The sequence below is a fragment of the Sinosporangium siamense genome (genome assembly GCF_016863435.1).
In the GTDB taxonomy this organism is placed as follows: domain Bacteria; phylum Actinomycetota; class Actinomycetes; order Streptosporangiales; family Streptosporangiaceae; genus Sinosporangium; species Sinosporangium siamense.
Window position 1 is genome coordinate 191,614 of sequence record NZ_BOOW01000018.1, and the last position, 15,955, is coordinate 207,568.

Annotated in this window: 16 protein-coding genes and 2 tRNA genes; 13 read left to right on the top strand and 5 right to left on the bottom strand. The window is 68.9% G+C overall.

What is annotated here, in order from left to right:
- The first annotated feature begins 107 nt into the window (after positions 1-107).
- The 4 genes from Ssi02_RS14135 (at position 108) to Ssi02_RS14150 (ending at position 1,877) form a co-directional block, all read left to right on the top strand.
- Positions 108-183: transfer RNA gene (locus tag Ssi02_RS14135), tRNA-Glu, on the top strand.
- 17 nt (positions 184-200) lie between these two features.
- Positions 201-273, top strand: a tRNA-Glu gene (locus Ssi02_RS14140).
- A 170-nt stretch (positions 274-443) separates the two neighbouring features.
- Positions 444-992: a hypothetical protein gene (locus Ssi02_RS14145; RefSeq protein WP_204025642.1), complete on the top strand. Its 549-nt coding sequence runs from the start codon at positions 444-446 to the stop codon at positions 990-992.
- Positions 993-1,091: 99 nt separating this feature from the next.
- Positions 1,092-1,877, top strand: a complete 786-nt coding sequence (locus Ssi02_RS14150; protein ID WP_204025644.1) for an SGNH/GDSL hydrolase family protein — start codon at positions 1,092-1,094, stop codon at positions 1,875-1,877.
- 690 nt (positions 1,878-2,567) lie between these two features.
- On the opposite strand, the gene Ssi02_RS14155 is transcribed toward Ssi02_RS14150, so the two are convergent.
- Both Ssi02_RS14155 and Ssi02_RS14160 read right to left on the bottom strand, forming a co-directional pair.
- Entirely contained in the window at positions 2,568-4,298 is a 1,731-nt protein-coding gene (locus Ssi02_RS14155) for a hypothetical protein (protein ID WP_204025646.1), read from the bottom strand.
- Positions 4,299-4,393: 95 nt separating this feature from the next.
- Positions 4,394-5,110, bottom strand: a complete 717-nt coding sequence (locus Ssi02_RS14160) for an IclR family transcriptional regulator (protein ID WP_204025648.1) — start codon at positions 5,108-5,110, stop codon at positions 4,394-4,396.
- 69 nt (positions 5,111-5,179) lie between these two features.
- Here Ssi02_RS14160 and leuC point away from each other — a divergent pair, with 69 nt between their 5' ends.
- The 4 genes from leuC (at position 5,180) to Ssi02_RS14180 (ending at position 7,875) form a co-directional block, all read left to right on the top strand.
- Complete coding sequence (leuC, locus tag Ssi02_RS14165; RefSeq protein ID WP_204025650.1) at positions 5,180-6,565, top strand: 3-isopropylmalate dehydratase large subunit; 1,386 nt, start codon at positions 5,180-5,182, stop codon at positions 6,563-6,565.
- Between the two features lie 9 nt (positions 6,566-6,574).
- On the top strand, positions 6,575-7,162 hold the full coding sequence (gene leuD / locus Ssi02_RS14170; RefSeq protein ID WP_204025652.1) for a 3-isopropylmalate dehydratase small subunit: 588 nt from the start codon (positions 6,575-6,577) through the stop codon (positions 7,160-7,162).
- Positions 7,141-7,470: an SCO5555 family protein gene (locus Ssi02_RS14175; protein WP_204025654.1), complete on the top strand. Its 330-nt coding sequence runs from the start codon at positions 7,141-7,143 to the stop codon at positions 7,468-7,470. The genes leuD and Ssi02_RS14175 overlap by 22 nt, the downstream gene beginning before the upstream one ends.
- 105 nt (positions 7,471-7,575) lie before the next feature.
- A complete protein-coding gene (locus Ssi02_RS14180) occupies positions 7,576-7,875 on the top strand; it encodes an HU family DNA-binding protein (RefSeq protein ID WP_204025656.1) in 300 nt (99 codons plus the stop codon).
- 193 nt (positions 7,876-8,068) lie between these two features.
- Here Ssi02_RS14180 and cofC read toward each other — a convergent pair whose 3' ends face one another.
- Positions 8,069-8,893: a 2-phospho-L-lactate guanylyltransferase gene (gene cofC / locus Ssi02_RS14190; protein ID WP_307825662.1), complete on the bottom strand. Its 825-nt coding sequence runs from the start codon at positions 8,891-8,893 to the stop codon at positions 8,069-8,071.
- A gap of 491 nt (positions 8,894-9,384) precedes the next feature.
- On the opposite strand from cofC, the gene Ssi02_RS14195 reads away from it, so the two are divergent.
- From Ssi02_RS14195 to Ssi02_RS14210, 4 genes are all read left to right on the top strand, one after another.
- Positions 9,385-10,110, top strand: coding sequence for a lysophospholipid acyltransferase family protein (locus Ssi02_RS14195; RefSeq protein WP_204025659.1), 726 nt, complete (start codon positions 9,385-9,387; stop codon positions 10,108-10,110).
- 180 nt (positions 10,111-10,290) lie between these two features.
- Complete coding sequence (locus Ssi02_RS14200) at positions 10,291-11,298, top strand: NAD(P)H-dependent glycerol-3-phosphate dehydrogenase (RefSeq protein ID WP_204025661.1); 1,008 nt, start codon at positions 10,291-10,293, stop codon at positions 11,296-11,298.
- Positions 11,299-11,336: 38 nt separating this feature from the next.
- Complete coding sequence (locus Ssi02_RS14205; RefSeq protein WP_204025663.1) at positions 11,337-12,572, top strand: trans-sulfuration enzyme family protein; 1,236 nt, start codon at positions 11,337-11,339, stop codon at positions 12,570-12,572.
- 190 nt (positions 12,573-12,762) lie between these two features.
- On the top strand, positions 12,763-13,872 hold the full coding sequence (locus Ssi02_RS14210; protein ID WP_204025665.1) for a D-alanine--D-alanine ligase family protein: 1,110 nt from the start codon (positions 12,763-12,765) through the stop codon (positions 13,870-13,872).
- Here the strand turns inward: Ssi02_RS14210 and Ssi02_RS14215 are convergent.
- Together Ssi02_RS14215 and Ssi02_RS14220 are read right to left on the bottom strand one after the other, a co-directional pair.
- The gene (locus Ssi02_RS14215; protein ID WP_204025667.1) at positions 13,855-14,289 is read right to left on the bottom strand and encodes a DUF3515 domain-containing protein; all 435 of its coding nucleotides are present in this window, start codon (positions 14,287-14,289) and stop codon (positions 13,855-13,857) included. The genes Ssi02_RS14210 and Ssi02_RS14215 overlap by 18 nt on opposite strands.
- A gap of 2 nt (positions 14,290-14,291) precedes the next feature.
- Entirely contained in the window at positions 14,292-14,531 is a 240-nt protein-coding gene (locus tag Ssi02_RS14220; RefSeq protein WP_204025669.1) for an Lrp/AsnC family transcriptional regulator, read from the bottom strand.
- 67 nt (positions 14,532-14,598) lie between these two features.
- On the opposite strand from Ssi02_RS14220, the gene Ssi02_RS14225 reads away from it, so the two are divergent.
- A complete protein-coding gene (locus tag Ssi02_RS14225; protein WP_204025962.1) occupies positions 14,599-15,570 on the top strand; it encodes a thiamine-phosphate kinase in 972 nt (323 codons plus the stop codon).
- The last annotated feature ends 385 nt before the right edge of the window (positions 15,571-15,955 follow it).

The window sequence follows — 15,955 nt, forward strand, 5'->3', positions numbered from 1 at the left end:
TGCGTTTGTTGGCACTCTCAGGGTGCGGTAGAGTTACTGCCGTTGCCGGGGGAGTCCGGTGATCTCCACACACAAGATCTCCTCCCTCCCCGGTTCCGATGTGACAAGGTCCCGTCGTCTAGTGGCCCAGGACGCCGCCCTCTCAAGGCGGTAGCGCCGGTTCGAATCCGGTCGGGACTACCACTTGTCACTCATCGCAAGGCTCCGTCGTCTAGTGGCCTAGGACGCCGCCCTCTCAAGGCGGTAGCGCCGGTTCGAATCCGGTCGGGGCTACGGTGGCGAAACCCCAGAGTTCACCTCTGGGGTTTTTCGCTTTCCCGTGCCCTTTAAATCCGATGTTGTACATGGTTCAAGTCGAGTTGTACGTTGCACTTGCACATTGTTCAAGTCCCGATGGTGCAGTTTGGAACGCCCGCCGTCCCGCCCCTCCCCTGGGATTCACCGTGCCGCCGACCGTCGCCGTTGCCGCCACCTTGCAACTCCTGCTCGCCGCAACCTTCTTCGTCATCCCGATCACGGTCTGGTTCACCGGAGCCGCCGCCCAGCACGCCGCCGAAGCCGAAGTCGCCCGGCAAGGTCACCCGCCGGAGATCCTCGCCCGGCACGGCGTCGCCTTCAGGGAAAACACCTGGCAGCTCCTGCTCGCCCTCTTCATCGGCCTGGTCATGACCGTGCCGGCGGCACTCAACCTCGCCGGCGACGGCACCGGCCGCGTCATGTCCTGGATCATCCAACCGATCGTCTTCGTCGTGGTCGGCCTTGTCACGAGCGGCCAGGTGTTCGCCACACGCGCCACAAGAGCGGCCTTCCGGAAATCCGATGACCCCGCCGCCCGCACCCTCGACACCGACGCGATGCTCACCGCGGCCATGACCGCCTTCCCCTCGTGGCTGCGCCCCCTGATCCTCCTCCGCTTCTCTCTCGCGACCCTGGGCTCCCTCATCGTCATCGTCCTGCTCACCCTCCCCGCCTCCGGCACCCACTTCCTGTAGCCAGATGGCCTAGTCTTGGGGAGATTTGTGCAGATGGAGGTACGGCGAAGCCAAGGGTGACGCCTGCCGCTTGGGCAGCGTGACGGGGGAGGCCCACCAGTGAACGCGCGGAAAGCCGGAAACCGGCTCGCCCGGCTCGCGGCCCTGCTCTTGCCGGTCGTGCTGGCGTCCGGTGTCCTGGCCGGTCAGGGGCTGCTGGTACGCCGCCGGACGCCTCGGCTCCCCGAAGCCGACGGCCCCCGCCAAGGCACCACCCCACCGCCATACGGCACCCCCGCCCAGTCCGAACCCAACGGCCCGCTGCGCCTCGCCGTACTCGGCGAGTCGACCGCCGCCGGCGTCGGAGTCGCGAACCACGACGAGGGCCTGGCCGGCCACCTGTCCAGGTCACTGGCCCGCCGCACCGGCCGCGCCGTGGAGTGGCAGGTCGCGGCCCGCAGCGGCGCCAACGCCAAGGTCACCATCCGAGACCTGCTCCCGCTGCTCAAACCGGCCGACCTGGTGGTGATCGTCCTAGGGGTGAACGAGCTGCTCGACATGACCCCCCTCCGCTCCCTCGAAGTCGACCTGATCCACCTGATCGACAACGCCCCCGCCGACCGCGTCGTCGTCACGGGAATGCCGCCGGTAGCCCGCTTCCCCGCCCTCCCTCAACCACTACGCGCCACGATGGGCCTGCGCGCCCGCGCCATCGACCGAGTCCTGGCCTCCGCCGCCCGCAAATCCGGCGCCCACTACGCCCCAACCTCTCTACCCGCCGCCTTCTCCCCCCACAACGGCCCCACCTTCTTCGCCCCCGACGGCTTCCACCCCTCAGCGCGCGGCTACGCCGCCTGGGCCGAAGACCTGGCATCAGCCCTGAACCTCCTCTCACCAACCGAGTGACCCACTTCCCGACGACCTCGGCCGCGGAACTCCCTTCCCCAGCGCTGTACGGCGGCAGCCGGGAGCCGGGACGCCGAAGGGCGACGCGCAGCACGATTGGGTTGAGTGAGGGAAGAGCGACCACGCCCCTTCGACGGCTTCACCGGCACGGTTCGGCAAGCACACCCTCCACGAGATCCCCTTGCTTCCCTGTTATCGCGGCGGGGAAGACCGGAAGGCAGAAAGGGATTACCGGAAGGCCCAGGGGCGAAGAGGAGGCCGACACCGGCCAGCGATCCGCCGCTTCCCTGGCGTGGGCGCAGCCGGGCCCCTCAGCTGCCCTGCCCGCCCCCTAATTTTCCCGCGCCAACAGAGCGGCAGCCGGGAGCCGGGGCCGGGGTTCAACCGGCCCGTAGGTTGACGGGCTGGGATGGCCGCCGATCGGTGTGGCGTTTGGGGATCACGTGCTGGTCGGCGGTGAGCCGGCCATCGGCTCACGCTGGAGGATGTTGTCCTCGCCTACCTGGACAGCCAGCTCTTTCCTGGCGCCGGTGCGGCGGAGAGTTTCGCGGACCGGACCGGCGCACATCGACGGTCGGCAGCCAAAGCGGCCCTGGAACAGGCCGATAACCAATTCAACCCCGATGCGGCCCGCCGTACAAAAGCAAGACAGGCGGCACTCCTGGGAAAGGAGTGCCGCCTGGACGGGTGTTACTGGCGTGAGCGGGCCTTGAAGAGGGCGCGTTTGGCGACCTTCACGACCTGTTTGTCGGGGTGGGCGTCGGCGATGAGTTCCAAGAGCTCCTCGACGTGGGGGTGGGGGACCTTCCAGATGACGTCGAGGAGTTCGCACAGCACGTTGGCCGGGCCGATGTCGTGCAGGCTGCTGACGAACTCGGGGCGGCCGAGGCCGGAGGAGATCGTCCACATGTCGAGCACGATCCAGTGCGTGTCCGCCTGGGTGGGCTCCGGGGCGCCCTCGACGTCGAGCTGGGCCAGGTGGGTGGCCGCGTAGGCGCGCAGGGAGGGCTCCTTGAGGGCTTCCTCCCAGGCGGGGACGGCGGCCTCCTGCAGGGAGCTCACCAGGCTGGCGGCCTGGACGCGGATGAGCGCGTCGGCGTCCTCCTCGACGGCGGCAGACAGGAGCTCGCGGGCGGCCTGCTCGGGCTCGCGCCGGGCCAGCCAGGCGGCGAACTCGGCGTCGGACTCCTCCTCTGTCAGCTCGGGGCCGAAGGCGAGGAGCTCGAACGCCGTCATCGCGTCGATCGCGGGGCGGGCGTCAATGTCGATGTCGGCGTCGTCGACGAGGTGGACGATGCCCTCGGTGCCGAGCGGCGTGAGCCCGATCGTGTCGCCGTCGACGGTCACCATGCCGTAGCCCGTGAGCCATTCGACCGCGGAGGCGAGCGGGTCGCCGAGCTCCGCGGCGGCTTCGGCGAAGGCGTCGCCACCGAGGTCGTCGAGGTCGGCGGCGGCCTCGGCGAGGTCGTCGCGCAGGGCGGTCAGCGTCTGGGAGCCGCCGGCCAGCAGCAGGCGCAGCAGCAGCGCCCGGGTGAGGCCGGACAAGACGAGGGTGAGGTCCTCGTCGGCGAGCTCGGGGTCGCCGTAGTCGACGGAGTGCATGCCGAGCGTCCAGGCGTCGAGCACGTCTTCGTCGTCCTCGAAGGGCCAGGTGGCCGCGTCGGGGCCGACGCTCACGGTGTCGTCGTCGTCGGGGCGGAGGAACTCGAGGTCGACCGCGAGGTTCCAGAGGTTCCAGAGCTCGGGCACGGCCTCGGCGAGGGCGCCTTCCGCGGCCTCGGGGCGGCCGATGCCGACGGCGGCCAGCGCCTCCTCGATCTCGGGGTCGCTGAGCAGGCTCTCCTTGCCCATGGGGCGCTCGGTGCCGACCCATACGGCGAGGTCGCGGGCGCGGGCGATGAGCGGCACCTCGCGGGCGGCGGCCGCGAGCTCGGAGTCGGGCCGCAGCCGGATGGTGGGGAGGGCGGCGATCTCCTCGGTGTAGGACTCGAAGTCGCCGAGGCCGTCGCTCACCTCCTCCTCGTCGAAGTCGCCCTCCTCGTCGATGAGCTCCTCCATGGCCTCGACGAAGTCGTCCTCGAGGGCGTCGAGCTCGGACTGGAGGTCGTCGATGGTGTCGGAGCCCTTGCTGAGCCGCCCGGTGGCGTCGAGGAAGGTGAGGTAGGCCCGGACCGACGGCACCATGCCGTCGGCGGCCTCGTCGGGATCCTCGACGACTTTGGGCATGCGGTCGAGCAGCACCGTGCGGAGATCCGCCCTGCGCCACCTGCCGACGTCGTCGGAGGCGATCAGCCGATGCCACAGGACGGCGGGGCCCACCAGATCTGGGTCGCTGTCGGGCGCGTGGTCGGGCGCCCACAGGATGAACTCTTGGAGCAGGGGGCGCAGTTCGGCCGCGGCTGCCTCGATGCGATCGGTCACTCGATCAGGCTAGTAGGCGCGGGCAGTGGTCGGCTCCCGATATCGAGCCTCAGGCCAGGATTCAGCTAGCCCGACATGTCGCGCTTGGGAGGAGTTTAGCTGGCGCGGCGCATCGCTTCCGTGATGCGTTCGGCCGCGGTGACCACCGGAGCCGCGTGTAGCCGGCCCGGCGTCCTCGTCAGGCGCTCTATCGGCCCCGACACCGACACGGCGGCGACGACCTTGCCTCCCACACCCCTGATGGGGGCCGAGACGCTCGCCACACCCTGCTCCCGCTCGCCGACGCTGTGCGCCCACCCCCGCCGCCGCACGCTGGCCAGCGTGGCCGCGGTGAACTTGGCCCCGCGCAGCCCCCGGTGCAGCCGGTCGGGCTCCTCCCACGCCAGCAGCACCTGCGCGGCGGACCCGGCGCCCATGGGCAGGCCCGAACCGACGGGTACGGTGTCCCTCAGGCCGCTGGCGCGTTCCGCCGCGGCCACGCAAACCCTCTCATCCCCCTGACGGCGGTAAAGTTGAGCACTTTCCCCCGTCAAGTCCCGAAGGTGGGTCAAAACCGGCGCGGCGATGGCGAGCAGACGATCCTCTCCGGCAGCCGTGGACAACTCGGAAAGGCGCGGGCCGAGGATGAATCTGCCCTGGGTGTCACGGGAGACGATGCGGTGGTGCTCCAGGGCCACGGCCAGCCGGTGCGCTGTTGGGCGGGCCAGACCGGTCGACTGCACGAGCTGGGCCAGGGAGGCCGGGCCCGCTTCCAGGGCGTTAAGCACGAGAACGGCCTTGTCGAGTACTCCGACTCCGCTAGAGTTGTCCATAACCCGATACTGCCGTCTCGGCATATGAGAAAGCAAGTCGGGTGCGAGAAGAGATCGCAAGGAGGCGACATGGGCCGCACACTGGCCGAAAAGGTCTGGGAGCAGCACGTTGTGCGACGTGCAGACGGTGAGCCCGACCTGCTCTACATCGACCTGCACCTCATCCACGAGGTGACCAGCCCGCAGGCGTTCGACGGTCTGCGTCTCAGCGGCCGGAGTGTGCGACGTCCGGAGCTGACCATCGCGACCGAGGACCACAACGTCCCGACCGTGCTCGGCCCGATCACCGACCTCGTGTCCAAGACCCAGGTCGAGACCCTCCGCAAGAACTGCGCGGAGTTCGGCATCAGGCTCCACCCCATGGGCGACGCCGGTCAGGGTGTGGTCCACATCATCGGCCCGCAGTTCGGCCTGACCCAGCCCGGCATGACCGTGGTGTGCGGCGACTCCCACACCTCGACCCACGGCGCCTTCGGCGCGATCGCCTTCGGCATCGGCACCTCCGAGGTCGAGCACGTGCTGGCCACCCAGACGCTCCCTGCCTACCGGCCCAAGACGATGGCCATCGAGGTCAACGGGCTGCTGCCGGTCGGCGTCACCGCCAAGGACCTCATCCTCGCGATCATCGCCAAGATCGGCACCGGCGGCGGCCAGGGCTACATCGTGGAATACCGCGGCGAGGCCATCCGCGCGCTCTCCATGGAGGGCCGCATGACCGTCTGCAACATGTCGATCGAGGCGGGCGCCAGGGCCGGCATGATCGCCCCCGACGAGACCACCTTCGCCTACCTCAAGGGCCGGGCCCACGCCCCCGAGGGCGCCGCCTGGGACGAGGCCGTGGCGCACTGGAAGACCCTCCGCACCGACGACGACGCGGTCTTCGACAAGGTCGTGGAGATCGACGCGAGCACTCTCACGCCGTTCGTCACCTGGGGCACCAACCCCGGACAGGGTGCCCCGCTGGGCTCCGTCGTGCCCTCGCCGGAGAGCTTCGCCGACCCGATCGAGCGCTCCGCCGCCGAGCGCGCGCTCGACTACATGGGCCTGACCGCCGGCACGCGCCTGGTCGACGTCGAGGTCGACACCGTGTTCGTGGGGTCGTGCACCAACGGCCGCATCGAGGACCTCCGCGCCGCCGCCGACATCCTGCGCGGGCGCCAGGTCGTCACCCGCACCCTGATCGTCCCCGGCTCCATGCAGGTCAAGAAGGCCGCGGAGGAGGAGGGGCTGGACGAGGTGTTCAAGGCCGCCGGCGCCGAGTGGCGCCAGGCCGGATGCTCCATGTGCCTCGGCATGAACCCCGACACGCTCAAGCCGGGCGAGCGCAGCGCCTCGACCTCCAACCGCAACTTCGAGGGCCGGCAGGGCAAGGGCGGGCGCACCCACCTGGTCTCCCCGGCCGTCGCCGCCGCCACCGCGGTCACCGGCAAGCTGACCGCCCCCGCCGACCTCTGAGGAGCCGTGATGGACGCCTTCACCACCCACACAGGGCGCGCGGTTCCGCTGCGCCGCAGCAACGTCGACACCGACCAGATCATCCCCGCCGTCTGGCTCAAGCAGGTCAGCCGCACCGGGTTCGAGCGCGGGCTGTTCGCCGCCTGGCGCGAGGACCCCGGGTTCGTGCTCAACAACCCCTCCTATGAGGGCGCGTCCGTCCTGGTGTCCGGGCCCGACTTCGGCACCGGTTCCTCGCGTGAGCACGCCGTGTGGGCGCTTCAGCAATACGGCTTCCGCGCCGTCATCGCCGCCCGCTTCGGTGACATCTTCCGCAACAACTCCACCAAGATGGGCCTGCTCCCCGTCGTCCTGCCCAGCGACGAGGTCGAGGCCCTGCAGGCCGCGGTGGAGGCCGACCCGGCCCTCGAGGTGACCGTCGACCTGGTCGAGCGCCAGGTCCGCTGGGGCTCCAAGGTCCTGGGCTTCGAGATCGACGACTACACCCGGTGGCGCCTGCTGGAGGGGCTGGACGACATCGGACTGACCCTGCGTCACGCGGACGACATCGACACATACGAGAATGGTCGGCAGACATGGCTGCCGACGACCGTCTGATCCGATCCGCGACGCCCACGGGCACCGCGCCGGACGAGCTTGCGCGGCGGTTGCGCGATGCGCACCGCCGCGTTCGCGCGCTGGACGCACCACGGGAAGATAAAGAACGATTCTTCCGCCGTTTCCTCGCAATCTGCGACCTCGCCAAGCGTGATCTGAACCACGCCGCCGGGCGACTTGACTTGCTCTTGGCGGAGATTTCGGCGCTCCAGAGCGCCTCCTCCGACCGCTCTCCGCCGCCTTCCGCGCCTCCTCAGGCCCCCGAGAACGACACGCCGAGTGAGCGAAACATGGCGCAAGGTGATTGAGTCACGCGCGATAGTCCCCTAATTTCAAGCGGGTAAGGGGTTTCTAACCTCGACCTTCGAGTGTGACTGAGAGAACCCCGAGCCGTAACAGGGGGAGCAACCTAGATGAACAAGCGCGAACTCGTCGACGCGATCGCGGACCGGGTCGGCGACAAGAAGACGGCCAACGAGGCGGTGAACGCCGTGCTTGAGGCCATTCAGACTGCGGTCGCCAGCGGTGACAAGGTCTCGATCACGGGCTTCGGCGCGTTCGAGATGGTGCACAAGCCCGCTCGCACGGCCAGGAACCCTTCGACAGGCGATCCGATCAAGGTGGCGGAGAGCTGGGCGCCGAAGTTCCGGCCCGGTGCGGATTTCAAGGAGCTGGTCAACGCCGGGGGCAAGAAGGCCGCCCGGAAGAGGTAGCCGGTTTCGCCGCTTCATCCCGCCTGCGGCCCGCGAGACGAGCCGGGCGGGCGGCAGCCCGCACGGCAGGCCGAGGGGGGCGCGGAGCGGGGATGAGACGGCGTGACCGCAGCCGACGTGGCGGGCGCCCGGACCGGTCCACGGTCCGGGCGCTCTGCTCGTGGAGACGGCGGCCCAGTCCGGCTGTGGGGCTTCAGTCCGGCAGTGGGAAGGTCGAGAGCGTCACATAGACGATCTTGTCCCCTTCCATCGCGATGTTGACCCGCTGCCCGGACCGGAGCAGCCGCAGCGGACCGGCGTCGAAGGCCGGCGCGTCGAAGGGGATCTCGGTGCCGTCGTCGAGGAAAACCGACCCTGAGCGAGTGGCGGGGTCAAAGGAACGCACGGTCGCCTGCACGTCGATCAGCGTAACCCCTGCGACCGGCCGCATCCGCGCGACAACCCCGCGGGTGCGGGGGCCGAGCCCGAGCGCCACCGCGTCGGCGAGGTCGGCCGGGGTGTCGACGTCGCGGCGCACCGAGGCCACCCCGTCGAGGACCAGCTCCTTCGCGCCGCCCGCCAGGTGCCGCTCCCGGGAGCTACCGCCGAAGCGGGGCCGGAACGGCACACCCCGCCGCACCCCGTAGAACGTGGTGCCGATCTCCGCCGCGTCCGGCAGGAACGACTCCTCCGCCTCACCCGCCGCAGACAGCACCCTTTCCAGCTCACTCGCCCGCAGCGCCGGGAGATCGGCCTGGAGCGCGGCGACCGGGCAGCGGGCGTCCAGCCGTACGGCATGAGCCGCCCCGTGGCGCAGCGCCGCGTTGAGCCCGGCCTGGGGGTCGTCCACCACGAGCGCGCCGATGCGGCCGAGGGTCTCCGCGGCGATCTCGTCGCCGGTGACCACGACGACCCGCGCCACGCTCGGGCATGCGAGCGCCGCCGCGACCGTGTCGCCCGCCACCGCCACCGCGAAGGCGGCGCGGTGCGGCCCGGCCAGCTCGGCCAGGCGGGACTTGGCGATGACTAGCGTCTTCACCGGTACTACCAGGGACCAGCCGGGGTTGTCCGCCGCATGCATAACCTTAAGCATCCCGCCTCGACAGTTCGCGGAGCCAACCGGGAGACTTATCCCGCCTTGCCAGATGAGTGGAGGAAGCCAGTGACGTCCTCCCCTTCGCGGATGAGGGGGTTCCGGCGCCGCCGGGATCCCGCCTCGCCGCCGACGATCCTTCGGAGAGGAGGCTGCCCGTTGCCGTCCCATATCTGCTCCGCAGGTGTCTCACTCCTGCGGGGGCCTCACGGCGGGTGGACCACACCCGGGCCGCTGCCGGCCCGTGTCCGCTTCGCAGGTGTCTCACCTCTCCGCACGCTCGGCGGTGAGGCCGGGTTCGCACGTCTCGCCGCACGTCCGCCGACGTGCTCGCGGCCGAGCCCGCGCCGCTCGCCCGTTCGCCACGCCCGCCTTGGTCGCATGGCGTCGTTCCCGCCCCGCCCGGTGTCGGGGGTCTCCACACTTCAGGAGTGCAGATGAGTCGCCCCGGACGCCCGCCCGCTTTCTGGGAAGCCCTGGCCGTAGTGCTGATCAAGCCGTTGCTGCTGCTGTTCATCAAGCGGAAGTGGCACGGCAGGCAGCACATACCGCGCCAAGGCGGCATGATTATCGCCGCCAACCACCTTTCGTGGTCGGATCCCGTGCTTTTCGCGCACTATGCCTACGACAACGGACGCTGGCCGGTATATCTCGCCAAGGCCGGGATCTTCGATGTGCCGGTGTTGGGGAAGATCGTGCGCAAACTCCGCGCGATCCCCGTGCAGCGCGGCAGCACGGACGCGGCCCGCTCCCTCAAGGACGCCGAGAAGGCGCTCAGGGAGGGCGCGTGTGTGATCTTCTACCCCGAGGGCACGTGCACCCGCGACCCGGAGCTGTGGCCGATGTCGGCCAAGACCGGTGTGGCGCGGCTGGCCCTGGCGACCGGCGTGCCGGTGATCCCGGTGGCGCACTGGGGGGCGCAGGAGCTTTTGCCATATGGCGAGAAGCGCCCGAGGTTGCTGCCCCGCAAGAAGTTCGAGGTGATCGCAGGGCCGCCGGTGGACCTGTCGAGGTTTGAGGGCCTGCCGATGCGTTCGTCGGTGCTGCGCGAGGCGACCGCCGACATCATGGCCGCGATCACCGGCCAGCTCGCCGAAATCCGCCGGGAGAAGGCTCCCGACCTGCCCTACGACCAGCGGCCGGAGATTCCTCCCGCGCAGTGATCGGCCGGTGGCGCGGAGGGGGACCGCCGCGCTCGGCCGCCTTTGGGGTGCCGTGGTTTCCAGCGTGTCGCCAGAATGCCCACAGGACACGTCCAGAACACCCCAAAAGCCCTCGATAACCCTGCCGAGATCTCCGCGAATATCCCATTCTGTCAACTAATATCGACGTACGGTGAAGAGATGACCAAGGCCGCCGTTTTCGGAACAGGCTCGTGGGGCACCACGTTCGCCACGATCCTCGCTGAGGCTGGCACCGGCACGACCCTGTGGGGCAGGCGCCCGGAGGTCGTCGAGGCCATCGACCGGCGTCACGAGAATCCCGATTACCTCCCCGGGCTCGCGCTGCCCTCGTCCCTGCGGGCCACCGCCGACCCCGAGGAGGCCCTCGACGGTGCCGACTTCGTGGTGCTGGCGGTTCCCTCGCAGTCGCTGCGCGCCAACCTCGCGGCCTGGCGGGCCCACATCCCGGCTCATGCCGTACTCGTGAGTTTGATGAAGGGGGTCGAGATCGGCTCGTGCAAGCGCATGAGCGAGGTGATCCGTGAGGTGGCAGAAGTTCCCGAGGAGCGTGTCGCGGTCGTGTCGGGGCCGAACCTCGCTCTGGAGATCGCCCAGCGGCAACCCGCGGCCACGGTCGTGGCCTGCACCGACGAGTCGGTCGCCGAGCGGCTGCAGGAGGCGTGCCATGTGCCGTGGTTCCGCCCTTATACGAATACCGATGTGGTGGGGGTCGAGCTTGGGGGAGCGGTCAAGAACGTCATCGCCCTCGCCGTTGGGGTCGCGGCGGGCATGGGCCTCGGGGACAACGTGCGCGCCACCCTCATGACGCGCGGGCTGGCGGAGATCACCCGGCTGGGGGCGGTGCTCGGCGCGGACCAGCACACGTTCGCGGGACTAGCCGGAATGGGGGATCTTATTGCTACCTGTACGTCTCCATTGTCCAGAAACCGTACTTTCGGGGAGAATCTGGGACGCGGAATGACCCTCGCCGAGGTTGTCGCCGCGACCAAACAGACCGCCGAAGGTGTCAAGTCCTGTGAATCGGTGCTCGCGCTCGCCGGGAAACACGATGTGGAGATGCCCATCACCGAAGTCGTGGTCGGCGTCGTCCACGACGGGCTGACCCCGGCGGAGGCCGGGGTGCTGCTGATGTCGCGCACCCCCAAACCAGAACGCTACGGAGTGTGACGTCCGCCTGAGGGGGACGCACGCGAACGGAGTGAACCATGAAAGACCGCAGGTCCCGGGGTGAGAACACCCGCTCGGTTCATTTGCCGCCGATGCCCTCGCCTCGGCATGCCGCCCTCGGCCAAGCGGTCTGGAGAACGACCTCCTGGGGTTTCGAGGACTCAGGGGAGTTCGCCGCGGTGCTCAACGAGCGCAACCAGGGCGCGACCTACGGTCAGATCGACAACCCCACCACCGCCTCGCTCGCCGCCGCCGTCGCCTCGCTGGAGGGCGCCGCCGCCCCCGAGGACGTCGCCGGCCAGGCGTTCTCCTCCGGCACGGCGGCGCTGAGCGCCGTCTTCATGACCTTCCTCAACGCCGGGGCTCACGTCATTGCCCCCGCCCCCGTCTATGGCGGGACATATTCGCTTCTGTCCAAGGTGTTGTCTCGCTTCGGCGTGTTGTCGGACTTCGTCGACTACACCGACCTCGACCGCGTCCGGGCCGCCGTACGGCCCAGCACGAAGCTGATCTTCGCCGAGACCATGGCCAACCCCTCCATGGTGGTGAGCGACATCCGCGCGCTCTATCGCATCGCTCAGCAGACCCGCGCGATCCTGCTCGTCGACTCCACCAACGCCACGCCCATCGTCTGCCGGCCCCTCGAACACGGCGCCGACCTCGTGCTCCACTCGGCCACCAAGTATCTCGGCGGGCACGACGACTGCACCGGAGGCGTTGTCGTCGGGCGGCCCGACCTTCTCATCAGACTCAGAGACGTGCGCATCGACACGGGCGCCTCCATGTCACCCGACGACGCCTTCCTGCTCCGCCGCGGCCTCGCCACCCTTCCCCTGCGGGTCCGGCGCATGTGCTCCACCGCGATGTTGTTCGCCGCCTCCATCGCCAAACATCCCGCCGTCCGCCGCGTCGACTATCCCGGCCTGCCCGACCACCCGAGCCACGGGCTCGCCCAGCTCCTGTTCGACTCCGGCCCAGAAGGCACCCGCTACGGCGCCATCGTCACCGTCACCCCCCACGGCGGCTACAAGGCCGGCATGGCCCTCGCCGACAACCTCCACCTCACTCGTGTCGCGACCTCCTCCGGCGGCACCACCACCAAGGCCGCCCACGTCGCCTCCACCTCCCACCGCCAGCTCGACCCCGAAGTCCTCACCGCCTCCGGCATCGACCCCGGCGCCGTCCGCTTCTCCATCGGACTCGAAGACGCCGAAGACCTCATAGCCGACGCCACCCAAGCCCTCGACACCCTCGCTACCAGGACCAGCGCCTAGCCCGATTTCCCTGGGTTCCCCGGTCTGCGTCTGCTGCCCGGTTGTGGAGGTTTCTTGCTGTGTCGGCGATTGCGGGGCTTGTGTGGCTGATTGGGGTGGAGAGTGTGGAGTGAGGGGGTTGGGGGGCGGGTAGGAGGGTCCTCGTTGTGGCGCGAAGTGGCGTAAATGAGCACTGATAGATTCGGGCATCATGAACGAGAAGCGTGAGACCCGGCCTCGGGTGGCGGTTGTCTTCGGCGGGCGCAACTCCGAGCACGCGGTGTCCATCATGGGGGCCGGCAGCGTGCTGGAGGCCATCGACCGGTCCAAGTACGACGTGGTGCCCGTGGGGATCGCTCAGGACGGCCGCTGGGTGATCGCTTCGGATATGCAGAGATTCGCGATCGAGGACGGGGTGCTTCCCGCGGTTGTGGACTCGGGGGCGGAGGTGGCGCTCCGAGCAGGGGACGCCTCACTCGTGGTGTCGGAGCCGGGGGCGGTGCCCGCGGTGCTGGGGCAGGTCGACGTGGTCTTCCCGGTCATGCACGGGCCCTTCGCCGAGGACGGCACGATCCAGGGGCTGCTGGAGATGGCGGGCGTTCGCTACGTCGGGTCCGGGGTGCTGGCCAGTGCGGTCGGCATGGACAAGGCGTATATGAAGCTGGTGCTCGCCGCCGCCGGATTGCCGATCGGGAAGTATGTGGTGATCCGGGAGCGCGATTGGCGGGTGGATCGAGCAAGGGTGCTTAAGGAGATCGAGGATCTCGGCTGGCCGGTCTTCGTGAAGCCCTCCCGGGCCGGGTCGAGCCAGGGCATCTCCAAGGCACACGATCTGGCCGAGCTTGAGGCCGCGGTCGAGGCGGCCCGGCTCCACGACCCGAAGGTGCTGGTGGAGGCGGCGATCGTCGGCCGGGAGGTCGAGTGCGCCGTGCTGGAGTCCTTGGACGACGCACCGGCGGCGGCCAGTGTGCCGGGCGAGGTGCTGGTCGCCGACGGGCACACCTTTTTTGATTTCGCGGCGAAGTACTACCCGAATGAGATGTCCCTGACCGTCCCCGCCGACATTCCCGCCGAGGTGGCCGAGGAACTGCGCGGCCTCGCCGTACGCGCGTTCGAGGCGCTCGGGTGCGAGGGGTTGTCGCGGGTCGACTTCTTTTACACGCCAGAAGGTCAGCTGGTGCTCAACGAGATCAACACCATGCCGGGGTTCACGTCTCTATCGGTCGCGCCGCAGCTCTGGGGCGCGACGGGCCTGCCGTACGCGGAGCTTGTGGACCGGCTGATCGAACTGGCCCTCCGCCGCTCACCCGGCCTGCGATAGCGCCTTCACGATGGGCGTGGCGAGATCCACCATGACGGTTGCCGGGGAGTGGGCGCGGGAGACCGTAAGCTCGATGTAGCCCTGGTCGGTGACGGCGGTATAGAGCGTCGGCCTGTCCGGCGAGGGGAACCACCCGACTCCGTTGACCTCGCTGAGCTGATCGGTGGCCGCCATGTCGGCCGGGCGTGGCACTCCGCAGCGCAGGGCGATGGCTCCTGAGTCCCACACAGCGACAAAGGGGGACGGTGGGGTTGATTCGGTGCGCTGTGTGTGATCCAGGGTGTTTGGGAGCAGAGGTGCAAGCTTCGTGCACATGGCCACCGCATCTCCTTCCGGGCGCGGCGGCTCGACCTGAACTGCGCCGCCGCACCCGCCGAGTGCGAGTACGGCGAGCACAGCGAGCAACGGCTTACGCATGGCTAGGAGTTCAGATGAACGATGGGGCACGTCAGCGTTCGCGTTATGCCGTCAACTGCCTGAATTCTGGCCACAACAAGCTTGCCGAGTTCGTCCACGTTGCGGGCTTCTGCGCGGACGATCACGTCATAGGGGCCAGTGACGTCTTCGGCCAACAAGACGCCCTCAATCGCGGCGATCTGTCGGGCCACATTCGCCGCTTTGCCGACCTCTGTCTGGATAAGGATGTAGGCCTGCACCATCACGTCCTCCCGGATTCGATCAACCCCGGAGGGTCACCGTACCCTGAGTTGCCCCAGGAGGTGCGCCATCAGAGTCGGAAATCTCGGTGAATTCAGCCTGATTCAACGTATTGTCGGACGCTTACCCCAAAGCGGCACGGTTTTACTCGGCCCGGGAGATGACGGGGCCGTTGTCGCTGTGCCTGATGCGCGCGTCGTCGTCACAACTGACCTGTTGCTTGAGGGTAGGCACTTCCGTAGGGATTGGTCTAGCGGCTACGAGGTCGGGAGGAAGGCCGCGGCCCAGAATCTATCCGATGTCGCTGCCATGGGAGCGCGCCCTACTGCGCTTTTCTTGGGACTTGGGCTTCCTGCGGATACAGATGTGGCGTGGGTTGAAGATCTTGCCGATGGGATGCGTGACGAATGCCACATTGTAGGCGCGAGTGTCGCCGGTGGCGACATTGCTCAATGTGACCTTGTCGTACTCGGAGTGACCGCTCTAGGTGACCTTGGAGGCCGGGCGGCGATCACCCGTGCGGGCGCGCGGCCCGGCGACGTCGTCGCCGTCACCGGGCGGCTTGGATGGGCCGCGGCGGGATTGGCCCTGCTTGAGGCGGGTCATCGGGAGAGTTCCGAGCCGGACCTCGCGCGGGCGATGGACGAGGTGATCGGCGCGCATCGCCGGCCTGCCCCGCCGTATTCGTGCGGCCCGGAGGCCGCCGCGCTCGGTGCGACCGCGATGCTCGACGTGAGCGACGGGCTGATCCAGGACATCGGGCACATCGCCGCGGCGAGCGGGGTGGGTGTCGAGATCGATCCGGCGGCGTTTGAGGTGCCGGGTCCGGTCGGGGTAGCCGGCCGTTTCCTCGGCGTCGATCCGCTCGACTGGATGTTGACGGGTGGTGACGATCACGCGCTCGCCGCCGTTTTCCCCGTGGGCATAGGGCTTCCCGCACACTGGACCGTGATCGGCGAGGTGATCGAAGGCGCGGGTGTCCAGGTCGATGGGCGCGTCTATGACAGAAGTGGCTGGAATCACTTTCAGGGAAAATTGTGACAAATTAGAAGCTTTAGTGTTACAAAGTTTGGCGGCAGGTTTCCGTTCGGGGAGGATTGTGATGGGCCGCCGCGGAACAGAAGATCCTGAGCACTCAGGGTGGGGGCAGCAGCGCAGGTCAGAGAGTTGGGACGACCTAAGCGCCGCCCCCGGTCACGGCGACCCCTCTCGCAACGACCCCGGCGACCCCGGCACCGACCCGGCCGCCTCGTGGCCGCCAGTGCCTCCTTACGACCCGCTCCAGAGTGCCCCACCGGGCGGAGGCGGCACCCTGCCGTACATCCCGGGCCCGGAGCAGTCGCCACCGCCACCGGGGCCGGAACAGCAGGTCGGCGACTCCACCCAGATCTGGCCTATGCCCGACGATAACCAGAAGGCAGCCAGT

Bases quoted from the DNA above. Each gene is read 5' to 3' on its own strand.
- Ssi02_RS14160 (WP_204025648.1), bottom strand. From the start codon at position 5,110: ATGGACAACTCTAGCGGAGTCGGAGTACTCGACAAGGCCGTTCTCGTG.
- leuC (WP_204025650.1), top strand. From the start codon at position 5,180: ATGGGCCGCACACTGGCCGAAAAGGTCTGGGAGCAGCACGTTGTGCGA.
- leuD (WP_204025652.1), top strand. From the start codon at position 6,575: ATGGACGCCTTCACCACCCACACAGGGCGCGCGGTTCCGCTGCGCCGC.
- Ssi02_RS14175 (WP_204025654.1), top strand. From the start codon at position 7,141: ATGGCTGCCGACGACCGTCTGATCCGATCCGCGACGCCCACGGGCACC.
- Ssi02_RS14180 (WP_204025656.1), top strand. From the start codon at position 7,576: ATGAACAAGCGCGAACTCGTCGACGCGATCGCGGACCGGGTCGGCGAC.
- Ssi02_RS14195 (WP_204025659.1), top strand. From the start codon at position 9,385: ATGAGTCGCCCCGGACGCCCGCCCGCTTTCTGGGAAGCCCTGGCCGTA.
- Ssi02_RS14200 (WP_204025661.1), top strand. From the start codon at position 10,291: ATGACCAAGGCCGCCGTTTTCGGAACAGGCTCGTGGGGCACCACGTTC.
- Ssi02_RS14205 (WP_204025663.1), top strand. From the start codon at position 11,337: ATGAAAGACCGCAGGTCCCGGGGTGAGAACACCCGCTCGGTTCATTTG.
- Ssi02_RS14210 (WP_204025665.1), top strand. From the start codon at position 12,763: ATGAACGAGAAGCGTGAGACCCGGCCTCGGGTGGCGGTTGTCTTCGGC.
- Ssi02_RS14215 (WP_204025667.1), bottom strand. From the start codon at position 14,289: ATGCGTAAGCCGTTGCTCGCTGTGCTCGCCGTACTCGCACTCGGCGGG.
- Ssi02_RS14220 (WP_204025669.1), bottom strand. From the start codon at position 14,531: ATGGTGCAGGCCTACATCCTTATCCAGACAGAGGTCGGCAAAGCGGCG.